14 protein-coding genes are annotated in these 11095 nt (G+C 70.3%); 5 read left to right on the top strand and 9 right to left on the bottom strand.

Going from position 1 to position 11095, the window contains the following annotated elements; translation table 11 throughout:
* Nucleotides 1–18 precede the first annotated feature (18 nt).
* Nucleotides 19–894, top strand: a complete 876-nt coding sequence (rfbA, locus tag BJZ21_RS02845; protein ID WP_179662372.1) for a glucose-1-phosphate thymidylyltransferase RfbA — start codon at nucleotides 19–21, stop codon at nucleotides 892–894.
* 96 nt (nucleotides 895–990) lie between these two features.
* Here the strand turns inward: rfbA and ygfZ are convergent, their stop codons facing one another.
* From ygfZ to BJZ21_RS02820, 5 genes are all read right to left on the bottom strand, one after another.
* Nucleotides 991–1965, bottom strand: coding sequence for a CAF17-like 4Fe-4S cluster assembly/insertion protein YgfZ (gene ygfZ, locus BJZ21_RS02840; protein ID WP_179662371.1), 975 nt, complete (start codon nucleotides 1963–1965; stop codon nucleotides 991–993).
* The gene (locus tag BJZ21_RS02835) at nucleotides 1958–2368 is read right to left on the bottom strand and encodes a Fur family transcriptional regulator (RefSeq protein ID WP_179662370.1); all 411 of its coding nucleotides are present in this window, start codon (nucleotides 2366–2368) and stop codon (nucleotides 1958–1960) included. Before BJZ21_RS02835 ends, ygfZ begins: the two co-directional genes overlap by 8 nt.
* A gap of 72 nt (nucleotides 2369–2440) precedes the next feature.
* The gene (locus BJZ21_RS02830; protein ID WP_179662369.1) at nucleotides 2441–3409 is read right to left on the bottom strand and encodes a GDP-mannose 4,6-dehydratase; all 969 of its coding nucleotides are present in this window, start codon (nucleotides 3407–3409) and stop codon (nucleotides 2441–2443) included.
* Between the two features lie 2 nt (nucleotides 3410–3411).
* Nucleotides 3412–4407 (bottom strand): GDP-mannose 4,6-dehydratase, encoded by a 996-nt coding sequence (locus BJZ21_RS02825; RefSeq protein ID WP_179662368.1) that lies wholly within the window; start codon nucleotides 4405–4407, stop codon nucleotides 3412–3414.
* A gap of 115 nt (nucleotides 4408–4522) precedes the next feature.
* Nucleotides 4523–5017 (bottom strand): heme-binding beta-barrel domain-containing protein, encoded by a 495-nt coding sequence (locus tag BJZ21_RS02820; protein WP_179662367.1) that lies wholly within the window; start codon nucleotides 5015–5017, stop codon nucleotides 4523–4525.
* A 28-nt stretch (nucleotides 5018–5045) separates the two neighbouring features.
* On the opposite strand from BJZ21_RS02820, the gene BJZ21_RS02815 reads away from it, so the two are divergent.
* Nucleotides 5046–5408 (top strand): DsrE family protein, encoded by a 363-nt coding sequence (locus BJZ21_RS02815; RefSeq protein WP_179662366.1) that lies wholly within the window; start codon nucleotides 5046–5048, stop codon nucleotides 5406–5408.
* Between the two features lie 160 nt (nucleotides 5409–5568).
* Here BJZ21_RS02815 and BJZ21_RS02810 read toward each other — a convergent pair whose 3' ends face one another.
* Nucleotides 5569–6021, bottom strand: coding sequence for an ester cyclase (locus BJZ21_RS02810; protein WP_179662365.1), 453 nt, complete (start codon nucleotides 6019–6021; stop codon nucleotides 5569–5571).
* A gap of 114 nt (nucleotides 6022–6135) precedes the next feature.
* Between BJZ21_RS02810 and BJZ21_RS02805 the strand changes: the two genes are divergently transcribed.
* Complete coding sequence (locus BJZ21_RS02805) at nucleotides 6136–6354, top strand: hypothetical protein (protein ID WP_179662364.1); 219 nt, start codon at nucleotides 6136–6138, stop codon at nucleotides 6352–6354.
* 111 nt (nucleotides 6355–6465) lie between these two features.
* Here the strand turns inward: BJZ21_RS02805 and BJZ21_RS02800 are convergent, their stop codons facing one another.
* The 3 genes from BJZ21_RS02800 to BJZ21_RS02790 all read right to left on the bottom strand — a co-directional run bounded on the left by BJZ21_RS02800 (nucleotide 6466) and on the right by BJZ21_RS02790 (nucleotide 9680).
* On the bottom strand, nucleotides 6466–8202 hold the full coding sequence (locus BJZ21_RS02800; RefSeq protein ID WP_179662363.1) for a DUF4012 domain-containing protein: 1737 nt from the start codon (nucleotides 8200–8202) through the stop codon (nucleotides 6466–6468).
* 80 nt (nucleotides 8203–8282) lie between these two features.
* On the bottom strand, nucleotides 8283–8699 hold the full coding sequence (locus tag BJZ21_RS02795) for a hypothetical protein (RefSeq protein WP_179662362.1): 417 nt from the start codon (nucleotides 8697–8699) through the stop codon (nucleotides 8283–8285).
* A gap of 144 nt (nucleotides 8700–8843) precedes the next feature.
* Nucleotides 8844–9680 (bottom strand): beta-keto acid cleavage family enzyme, encoded by an 837-nt coding sequence (locus tag BJZ21_RS02790; protein WP_343051920.1) that lies wholly within the window; start codon nucleotides 9678–9680, stop codon nucleotides 8844–8846.
* Nucleotides 9681–9718: 38 nt separating this feature from the next.
* Between BJZ21_RS02790 and dtd the strand changes: the two genes are divergently transcribed.
* Together dtd and BJZ21_RS20555 are read left to right on the top strand one after the other, a co-directional pair.
* Nucleotides 9719–10156, top strand: coding sequence for a D-aminoacyl-tRNA deacylase (gene dtd, locus BJZ21_RS02785; protein WP_179662360.1), 438 nt, complete (start codon nucleotides 9719–9721; stop codon nucleotides 10154–10156).
* A 399-nt stretch (nucleotides 10157–10555) separates the two neighbouring features.
* Nucleotides 10556–10834, top strand: coding sequence for a DapH/DapD/GlmU-related protein (locus tag BJZ21_RS20555; RefSeq protein ID WP_218851253.1), 279 nt, complete (start codon nucleotides 10556–10558; stop codon nucleotides 10832–10834).
* Nucleotides 10835–11095: the final 261 nt, after the last annotated feature.

The following is an 11095-nucleotide window of genomic DNA, read 5'->3' as shown; positions in this document are numbered from 1 at the left end:
CTCTCCTAGCGTCGTGGCATGCGCGGCATCATCCTCGCCGGCGGGACCGGCTCGCGGCTGCACCCGATCACCCGGGCGGTCAGCAAGCAGCTGGTGCCCGTCTACGACAAGCCGATGATCTACTACCCGCTGACCACGCTCATGCTCGCGGGCATCCGGGAGATCCTGGTCATCACCACCCCGCACGAGGCCGAGGCGTTCCGCCGGCTGCTCGGCGACGGGGCGGACTGGGGCCTCTCGATCTCCTACGCCGTGCAGCCCTCGCCCGACGGGCTCGCCCAGGCGTTCCTGATCGGCGAGGACCACATCGGCGGGGAGGAGGTCGGGCTGGTCCTCGGCGACAACATCTTCTACGGCACCGGACTCGGCCACACGCTGCGCCGCTTCCGCGGCCTCGACGGCGCCGCAGTCTTCGGCTACCGGGTGGCAGACCCGACCGCCTACGGCGTCGTGGAGTTCGACGAGCGGGGCCGGGCGTTGTCGCTGGAGGAGAAGCCGGCCAAGCCTCGCAGCAGCTACGCGGTGCCCGGCATGTACTTCTACGACAACGAGGTGGTCGAGCTGGCCCGCACGCTGCGGCCCTCCGCGCGCGGGGAGCTGGAGATCACCGACCTGAACCGCCTGTACCTCGAGCAGGGGCGGCTGCACGTCGAGGTGCTGCCGCGCGGGTCGGCGTGGCTGGACACCGGGACGTTCGAGGCGATGCACGACGCCGGCGACTTCGTGCGGGCGATCGAGGCCCGGCAGGGCACCAAGATCGGCTGCCCCGAGGAGGTCGCGTGGCGGCAGGGCTTCATCACCGACGATCAGCTCGCCGAGTGCGCCTACGCACTGCTCAGCAGCGGCTACGGCGGCTACCTGCTGGACCTGCTCGACCAGCGGGTCGTCTCCTGACTGACCCTTCCCGTCCGCGAGTCGGCGCTGGTTGACGCGCTGCACGTCAACGAGCGCCGACTCGGCCTCGTCGTGCGCGCGCCGGCGCGGCGAGCGTTAGCGCAGCGGCCGCACGTGCAGGCCGACCTCGGGGTCGACCAGGACCTCCTGGGCGGCGGTGAGCCCGTCGACCTCGAGCTGGGCGTCGAGCGGTACGTTGCGCTTGACCATCGCCAGCGCGATCGGGCCCAGCTCGTGGTGGCGGGCCGAGGTGCCCACGAAGCCGACCACCTTCTCGCCCTGGGTGAGCGCGGCGCCGACGGCCGGGAGGCGGTTCTCCGAGCCGTCGAGGTGGAGCAGCGTCAGCCGACGCGGGGGGCGGCCGAGCGTGTGCACCCGGGCCACCGTCTCCTGGCCGCGGTAGCAGCCCTTGTCGAGGTGCACCGCCGGGCCGATCCAGCCGGCCTCGTTGGGGATGGTGCGCTGGTCGGTGTCCAGCCCGAGGCGGGGCTCGCCGCCGGCGATCCGCAGCGCCTCGAACGCCCACAGGCCGCAGGCCGGGCCCGCGGCCTCGGCGTAGGTCGTGAGCTGGTCGCGGGGGACGAGCTCGTAGTTGGCGTAGAAGTCGTGGCCGCCTCGCGCCTCGGCCCCCGGCTTCGGGCGCCAGGTGACCGCGAGGTCGCCGGTCACCTCGGTGACCTCGACGCGCATCATGAAGCGCATCCGGTCCAGGAACGCGACCAGCGCGGCGGCCTGGCCGGGCTCGGTGTGGGCGAGGAAGGCCTCGCCGTCGTCGTAGCCGAAGAAGGCGTGCTCGACGTGGCCCTGGGGGCTGAGGACGAGCGCGCCGATCCACCTCTTCGGGGGCAGCTCCAGGAAGTGCTGGGAGGTCAGGGAGTGCAGCCAGGTCAGCCGGTCCGGGCCCTCGACCCGGATCACCTCGCGGTGCGAGAGGTCGACGAAGCCCTCCCCGGACTCCAGCGTGCGCTGCTCGAGGTTGAACGAGCCGTAGTGCGCGGCCACGCCCGCGTCGATCCCGTCGCCGGAGACAGCGCCGGGCAGCTCGAGCAGCGGACTGCGGTGGTCACTCACAGGTCTCACACCTTCCGAAGACGGTCAGGTGCCCCACGTCGATCGTGAAGCCGTGCTCGCTGCGCAGCCGGTCGCGCAGCGGATCAAGCACCTCTGGGTCAACGGACACGATGCGGTGACAATTCCGGCAGACCAGGTGGAAGTGCTCGTGGTCGCTGACCGAGTGGTAGGTCGGGGCCCGGTCGCTGAGGTGGGCGTGCCGGACCAGGCCGAGCTGCTCGAGCACCTCCAGCGTGCGGTAGACCGTGGAGACGTTGACCGCCGAGGACTGCTCGCGGACCCGGGCCAGCACCTCGTCGGGGGTGGCGTGGCCGAGCTCCTCGACCGCGCGCAGGATCAGCTCCCGCTGCGGGGTCAGGCGGTAGCCGCTGCCCCGCAGCTTCTCGCGCCAGTCGCCGGTCATGGGGCCATTCTCGCGCTCGCGGGCGTGCCCGCAAGCCCGAGCCCGCATCGCCGGGTCACCTCGCCGGTCTGATCACTCGCGCCCGGCGTCCAACCGGGCCAGATCGGCGTCGACCATCCGGGCGACGAGCTCGTCGAAGGCCACCGTGGGCGCCCAGCCCAGCTCCCGGCGCGCGCGGGCGGGGTTCCCGACCAGCTCGGGGGCGTCCTGGGGCCGCAGAAGGTCGCCGTCGACGCTCACCAATGACTCCCACTCCGCGATCCCGACGTGGGCGAACGCCATCGCGACGAAGTCGCGGACCGAGCGTGAGGTGCCGGTGGCGACGACGTAGTCGCCTGGGTGGTCGGCGCGGGCCGCCCGCACCATCGCGTCGACGTGGTCGGGGGCCCACCCCCAGTCGCGCCGGGCGTCGAGGTTGCCGAGCTGCAGCCGGTCGGCGCGGCCGCGGGCGATGGCCGCCACGGTGGCGGTGACCTTGCGGGTGACGAAGTGCCGGGGCCGGCGGGGCGACTCGTGGTTGTAGTGGATCGCGCTCACCGCGTGCAGGCCGCGCCGACGGTAGACGTCCACCATCAGGTGGGCGTGGGCCTTGGCCGCGCCGTACGGGTTCACCGGCCGCAGGGGCGTCTCCTCGTCCTGCGGGCTGGTCACCGGGATCCCGAACATCTCCGCGCTGGAGGCCTGGACGACCCGGACCGGGCGACCGCTCTTCTCCTGGGCCTGCCACGCCGACTCCAGCAGCGCTGCCGCGGCCAGCCCGTTGACGCGCGAGGTCAGGTCCGGCTCCGCCCACGAGCGGGCCACCGAGCTGACGGCCGCGAGGTTGTAGACCTCGCCCGGGGCCAGGTCCACCAGCAGCCGGCGTACCTCCGCGACGTCGGTGAGGTCCCCGCGGTGGATCGCCACGCCCTGCAGGTCGACGTCGGCGGGCCGCTCGCCGGGCTGCAGGAGCGCGTGCACCTCGGTCCCCTCGGCCAGCAACCGCTCCGTCAGATAGCTGCCGTCCTGGCCGGTGGCGCCGGTGATGAACGCGCGGGCCATGCTCACCAGCCCTGTCGGGTGGCTTCGAGGTCGGCCTCGACCATCATCGCGACGAGCTCGCGGAAGGTCACCCTCGGCTTCCAGCCGAGCACCTCGCGGGCCTTGCTCGCGTCACCGACCAGGTGGTCGACCTCGGCCGGGCGCACGAATCGTGGGTCCTGGCGGACGTAGGGCGTCCAGTCGGTCACGCCGACCTGGCCGAAGGCCTCGTCGAGGAAGTCGCGGATCGAGTGGGTCTCGCCGGTGGCGACCACGTAGTCGTCGCCCGCGGGCTGCTGGAGCATCAGCCACATCGCTTCCACGTAGTCGCCGGCGAAGCCCCAGTCGCGCTCGGCGTCGAGGTTGCCCAGCACCAGCTGGTCCTGCAGGCCGAGGTGGATCCGGGCGACCGCCTGGCTGATCTTGCGGGTGACGAACTCCGGTCCGCGTCGCGGCGACTCGTGGTTGAACAGGATCCCGGAGGACGCGTGCAGCCCGTAGGACTCGCGGTAGTTGATCGTCATGTGGTGGCCGAAGACCTTGCTCACGCCGTACGGCGACCGCGGCCAGAGCAGGGTCCGCTCGTGCTGCGGCGACTCCTGCACCTTGCCGAACATCTCCGAGCTCGACGCCTGGTAGAACCGCACCCCGCCGACCTGGTCGGACCCCTCCCGGTAGCCGCAGTGCAGCCGCACCGCCTCGAGCATGTTGAGCACGCCCTTGGCGGTGACGTCGGTGGTGAGGTGCGCGTTCTCCCACGAGTAGGCCACGAACGAGACCGCGCCGAGGTTGTAGACCTCGTCCGGCGCCGCGTCGCGCAGCGCGCGCAGCAGGCTGGACAGGTCGGTCAGGTCGCCGTTGTGGAGCCGGACCTCGGGCAGCAGTTTCTCGACGAGCTGTCGCTTGGGGTTGTTCTGCCCGCGGATCAGCCCGTGGACGTCGTACCCCTTGGCGAGCAGGAGCTCGGCGAGGTAGAGACCGTCCTGGCCGGTGATCCCGGTGATCAGCGCGCTCGGCATGGCCGCGATTCTGCCAGCGGGTCGTCGCCACTCACTACGGCATCGTCCCTCCCCCGCGCGCTACCGGCCGTAGTCGTCCTCAAGGCGCAAGGCCGCATCGACTGGGCAATGCGCCTCAGGCGCGCTGCAATCGCGCCCAGAGATGCGGCTGAAGCGCCTGCCCCATGGCTGCCATGTCGTAGGCGTACAGCAGGTCACCCTCGACGTTGCCGTAGAGCCGCATGCCGCCGACATACTCCTTCGCGGTCTCAGTGCGGGCGACCGCGTCGGTGACCATCTCGAGCTTGCCGCCGTCGGCGTGGCCGTACCAGATCTCGACGAAGCCGGTGTTGTGCGTGAGCACGAACTCGACCTTGCCCCCCGGCTTGGCGCGGAGGAACCCGGTTTCGATGGCGGCATCACGGACCTTTTCGCCGTTCTCGTCCACGATCCAGGCGCGAGCCATGTAGTGGAAGAAGGGCCGGCCGTCGTGGGTGAAGATCAGCTCTTGGCCGAACTGGAACGGCTCGATCGTCGGGTAGTCGCCGTGGCCGTTGCCGCGCCAGGTGCCGAGCATCCAGGCGATGGGACCACAGTCCGGGTGCAGGTTGTCGGGGAGCTCGAACGGCATGACAGGTGAGTCTAGTTAGGCTCGCGCCATGCCCCGAAACCTCGTGATCAAGGTGACCTGCGGTGTCGAGGACAGAGAGCGGTGCAACCAGGCGTTCACGGTGGCCGCGGCGGCCGTCGCGGCCGGTGCCGAGGTGAGCCTGTGGTTGACCGGAGAGGCGGCGTGGTTCGCGGTGCCTGGGCGGGCCGCCGAGTTCGAGCTGCCGCTGGCCGCTCCCCTGGCCTCCCTGCTCGAGGCTGTGATCGCAGGCGGCCAGGTGACGCTGTGCACCCAGTGTGCCCAGCGGCGGTCGATCGCGGCGGACGACGTCGTACCGGGAATCGGGATCGCGGGGGCGGCGGTGTTCGCCGAGGAGGTGCTCCAGGAGGGCGCGCAGGCGCTCGTGTACTAAGCGCTGCGCTGGGTTGGCGGGGTCTCGATACGCTCGCGGGCGCTCGCTACTCGACCACCGACGGACGGCTGGCGCTCGCTACTCGGCCAGCGACGTGTCAGGGGAGGGAGACCGCCCGGGCAGGTGCCTGGTCTGGGCGGTCTCTTGTCGTGCGGTTGACCTACCGAGGTGCTTCTTGCGCGGCTTCGGCCTGCTCGGGGAGTAGCCCGAGCTGCATCATCATCGAGCCGGTGTCGAAGTAGGACCGCTGGCGCTTCACCTTGCCCTCCTGGAACTCGAGCACGTCGCACAGCGACAAGGTGAGCTGGCGGCCCGTTGGCGGGATCGGACCCATCGACGTGGGGAGCGTGCCGGTGTGGGTGCCACGGCCGGTGAACTCCACGACGACGCAGTCGCCCGCGTCGAGGATGTTGTCGACCGTGATCTCACCGTCCGGGAACCCCTCGGCCCAGTTGCTGTCGTAGCGGCGTACGCCGTCCGGGCCGATGAACTTCTCACCCGTGCCGACGACGATGATCTCGCTGTCGGGCTTGACCATCTCTGCGGCACGGTCGAAGTCCCTCTCGTTCCAACTGAGGTAGAGGTCGCGAGCGATCTCTGCATTGCTGGGCATCATGAACCTCCGCTCTGACACCTGCCGCGGCTCAATCTAGGGCTTTGGCCCCTCCCGAACACGGGTCGTTTGTCCTCCCCGACCCGGGGAATCCTCCCGAGCAGGAGGTCCCCTGTGTTCGCGTCCCGATACATGCCCTGCCGGCGCTGCGGCGCCTCACTCGAGCGCTCTGAACGCGCGGGCCACGAGTGCTCCCTCGAGCGCCTGCTCGACTATCAGATGTTCCAACTGCGCGAGGAGGTGGCTGGCTTCGAGCATTGCTTCTGGGGCCATCTCGACAGCGCGTACGGACGGTTCGAGGTCTGGGAGGCCGCGCGACGGGTGCGGGAGTGAGGCGCTGCCTTCGGGTGCGGGGTCTCGATACGCTCTCTGGCGCTCGCTACTCGACCACCGATCACTGCACCGCTGGCGCTCGCTACTCGACCACCGAGGGGTGCAGTGTGGTCAGCAGGCGGAGTGGATCACTGCGTTGTTGTCGCCAGGAACAATGCTGGGCGTCATGCCGAGGTGGATGTCGCCGGTCTCACCGGGGCCCGTGGTCATCGTCCAGTTGATCACCACGTCCTTGGTCGAGGACAGCATGATCGGGACCTGGGTGACGGGGCGGCCGTTGAGGTGGGTGACGTTCAGCGAGTCGGTCAGTGACTTGCCGTTGATGCTCAGCGAGTCGAACGTGCCTCCGTGCGGCGCGTAGATGTCGATCACCACCAACTGCTTGCCGCGCCCTGTGCCGAACGTGCCGGGTCCGGTCACGGACGCCGGCAGCTTCCGAGCGGCCTCGGGGGTGATCTTCTGGTTCAGCGTCATCGACGCCTGGATGCGCTGGGCCTGGTCCTGGCAGCTCGTGGACTCGAGATCGGTGGAGTAGCGGAGGTAGTAACTCATCTTGGTGCCGGTCGCGTCGTTGAGCGCGATGTCGACATGCGGGGTGCGGCCGTCGTCACCTGTGAGCGCGCTTTCGACGCGTGTGCCGGCCAGTTGCGAACTGACCTCGGGGTCGTCCACGGACACAAGGAAGCGGCCCTCGCTGGCGGCGCGGCTCAGGCCGCGGACGAATCCCAGAGGCGACTTGAGGTGCCCCGTGGTGGCGTCGAAGATCGCCTTGGCCGCGTGCGCGAACAGCACGTCCTGCTGCGCAGGCTCCAGCTCGCGGTACGGCCGGCTCAGCAGCTCGTCGACCGCGTTCTCGCTGGTGATGGTCCGGCCGGCAACGGTGACCGGTCCGGTGCCCTTGAGCAGGTAGGACAGGGCCACCGGGTCGAGCGAGAGCACCCCATCGAGGTGGGTGGCCGGGAACTCCTGCTCGAAGCGGGCGGTCCACAGCTGTGCGGCCCGGGGGAAGTCCGGGGTGAAGTTCGCGTCCGCGAAGAAGGTGCCCAGCTGTTCGCCATGGACGGCCAGCTCCGCCTTGGACAGCGGCAGCACCGGCCGGGGTAGTGGCGGGAACTGTTGCAGTGAGCCCTGCTGGGTCACCTTGAGCTTGCCGTCCTCCGCATGGATCACCGACCAGGAGCCCGGCAGGCCACCCGTCGCCCGGATCTCGGCGTTGTTCTGAAAGATCAGCAGGTAGTCGCGCGGGCCGTCGGCGCCGATCATCGTCGGCAGCACCCGGACGGCGGTGTCGGCGGAGGACAGGGCCACCGACGTGTCGTGCACGAGGCGGGCGTAACGGTCGAACTTGGTGCGGAGGACGCCGACGTACCCCGAGCTGTCGAGGCCGGAGAGGTCGCTGTCGGCGCGAGCGAAGGCGCGACTCGCCTCCGAGACCGGCCGCTGGAGCGCCTCGACCTGGTGCACGTCCACGCCGCCGCCGGCGGTGAGCGAGTCCAGGCCGTCGACGCTGTCCGAGAGCGGCTGCACTCCCCCGGCAGCCACGGTGTCCAGCGACCGACTCAGCGCCCGCACGCCGGTGGCGTCGTCGCCCACGAAGGGCAGGTGGGTCAGCGCTCCCCACCAGGCGCCGTCGGTCCGGTTGACCGCATCGTCGGCGTGCCGGCGCAGGTCGGTGACCGCGGTGTCGCGGGCGGAGGCGTCACCGTCGTCGATGGCCTGTTGAAGCCGGCTGGCACTGCCCTGGGCGGCGGACAAGGAGGCCTGGACCCGCCATCCCAGCCAGCCGGTGTAGGCGACGGCGAGGAGGACGACGACCAGAGGCAGCCACAGCAGGCGACGTGCAGACACGCGGGGATCCTGTCAGAAAATGCCCGTCGGCCCCGCAGCGGGCTGCGGGGCCGACGGAATGGAGCGGTGTTCGGACGAGATCAGCCGCGGCGGGTGGCGCGGAACTGGTCGCGGTTGTCCGAGTCCTTCCACTTCGAGCCGGGGCGAGCGTTGTAGGCGGCGCGGATGTCGTAGGCACCGCGCGGGTGGAGCTTCGTCGAGCGGAAGCAGACCCGGTGGCCGTGGTAGGCCTTGGTGCGCACCCACTTGTAGCCCCCGTTGCCGCGGACGATGCGAACCGTCACGTTGCCCTTGGGGTTGGTGTTGCCCGAGGTGACGTTGACGCAGACCCGGATGGTGTGGCGCACCTTCACGTGGTTGGGCGCGTGGATCCTGGTCGAGGTCGGCACGGAGTGCGGGTAACGTGCATTGGCGTTGGCCGCCCCGACGCCGGTGAAGGCGACAAGAGCGCCCGCCACCATCAGCGTCGCGATCAGCCCGGAAATGATCTTCTTCACTGCGGGAAACCCCCATGGGTGAGACATCGGAAAGTCTGGAGAGAGGCCACTCTCTCACGAAAATTGGGTAGGTGCACCCCGAGTTGGCCGCGGTGGACGCGGGGGCGCGGATCGCAACGCGATCGTCACCTGGGGTTCACCCGATCAGGTGAGCCCGAGCAGCGTGCGCGCCTCGGCGGTGGAGGCCGGAGTGCGCTGGGCCACGGCCGCCGCGGAGACCGCCCGCTCGACGAGCTGGGCGTTGCTGTCCACCGGCACCCCCCGGCTGATCGTCAGCACGTCCTCCATGCCCACGCGCAGGTGGCCGCCCTTGGCGAGGCTGGCCAGCATCACCGGCAGCGTGCTGCGGCCGATGCCGGTTGCCGACCAAGAGGTGACGACCTCGGGCAGCCCCTGCACGGCGGCGACGAGCGCGTCGGCTGTGCCGGGCATCCCGCCGGGTACGCCCATGACCAGGTCGCAGTGCACCTTCCCGCCGTACGGCAGGCCGAACTTGTCCAGCAGCCGGTGCAGCGCGTGCACGTGGCCGAGGTCGAACAGCTCGAACTCCGGCACCACCCGGCGCTCCTGGCTCAGCTGGTAGAGCTCGCAGACGAACGGCCACGGGTTGGAGAACACGTCGTCGCCGAAGTTCGTGGTGCCCATGGTCAGGCTGCAGGAGTCCGGGGCCGCGTCGAGCACCTTCAGCCGCTGGTCCAGCGGGTCGTGCACCGAGCCGCCGGTGGAGAGCTGGACGACCAGGTCGGTGCTCTCCCGCAGCGCCGCGACGGTCTCGGTCAGCCGGCCCAGGTCGAGGGTCGGGCGATGCTCGGCGTCGCGGATGTGCACGTGGATCATCGCCGCGCCGGCGGCCTCGCAGGCCTGCGCGGTCGCGACGAGCTCCGCCAGCGTGGTCGGCAGCTGCGGACAGTCGGCCTTGCTGGTCTCGGCGCCGGTGGGCGCCACGGTGATCAGGATGCGGTCGGCGGGAACGTCGGTCACGGGCGTGATCCTGCCACGACGTCTGGGAGGATCTCCCGGTGAGAGCGGTGATCCAGCGAGTTCTCGAGGCATCCGTGGCCGTGGACGGGAGGATCGTCGGCGCGATCGACAAGCCGGGGCTGCTGGTCTACCTCGGGGTGACCCACGACGACGGCCCGGCCGAGGTCGCCTGGACCGCCCGGAAGGTCTGGGACCTGCGGCTGCTGCGTGAGGAGAAGTCGCTCTCCGACCTAAATGCCCCGGTGCTGGTGGTCAGCCAGTTCACGCTCTACGGCGACGCCCGCAAGGGCCGGCGGCCGACCTGGCAGGCGGCGGCGCCCGGCCCGGTCAGCGAGCCGACCTACGACGCGGTCTGCGCCGAGCTCGAGCGGCTCGGCGCTCGGGTGGAGCGCGGGGTGTTCGGCGCGGACATGCGGGTGACGTCGGTCAACGACGGACCGGTCACGCTCGTGCTGGATTCCACGCCAAAGGCGTGAGCCGCCATGGTTCCCCGTAGCCCCGACGCCTTCAGAGCCCCAAATTCATCCACCGACACGCCGTTGAGGCCGAGAACCGCGACGCGTCACGCGGCCAAGCGTATGAGTCAGGCGCACACAGTGCGGAGACCGATTTATCGAGCAGAATGCCCGCTCGGGACTTGCTGTAGCGTTCGCGGGTGCTTGGCATACGGAAGTGGCATGTGGCGATGGCTGTGGCGGGTGCGAAGCCGACCCCGCCGAGGTTGCGGCTGGCGATCCTGCGTCGCCTCGGCCTGCGGATCGAGACTGACCCCTTCCGGCTCCGTCCCGGCCTCACCGCACTCGGCCCCCACCTCCAGATCGGTGAGGGCACCTTCGTCAACTACGGGGTGCTTCTTCGAGAACGAGCACGCGTGGGTGCGGATCGGTCGGAACTGCGACATCGCCATGCGAGTGTTGTTCTGCACCGCGACCCACGAGATCGGCCCCGCCAGCCGCCGCGCAGGCGAGCAGGTCAAGGCCGACATCACGGTCGGCGATGGCGTGTGGATCGGGGCGGGTGCCCAGGTGATGCCCGGGGTCACGATCGGGGACGGCTGCGTCATCGCGGCCGGGACAGTCGTGGTTCGCGACTGCGCGCCGCATGGGATGTACGCGGGCGTCCCGGCCCGGCGGGTCCGAGACCTCGCCGCCTAGATCGAAGCCACCGAGAGGTCGTCCACGGTCAGGGCGAAGTTCCCCGACCCGAGGATTCGTTCTCGCGGCAACGACGATCGGGTCTGAGGCATGCACCTCGACCCGAGGTAGGGTGCCGGGCGTGATGGACGGCAGGCGGCCTGGTGGCGAGCACCCCGACTTGTCCACGTTGCTCGGCAGGAGCTGGCCAATCACGATCCTTGGGGGCGCAAGCGTCGCCTACTGGCTACTGGTGATAGCTGACGTCATCCACTCGTCGAC

Origin of the sequence: Nocardioides panaciterrulae, assembly GCF_013409645.1 — a bacterium.
Classification (GTDB): Bacteria; Actinomycetota; Actinomycetes; order Propionibacteriales; family Nocardioidaceae; genus Nocardioides; species Nocardioides panaciterrulae.
Note: the sequence above shows the minus strand (reverse complement) of the source record. Positions and strands in the feature narration are given on the sequence as shown.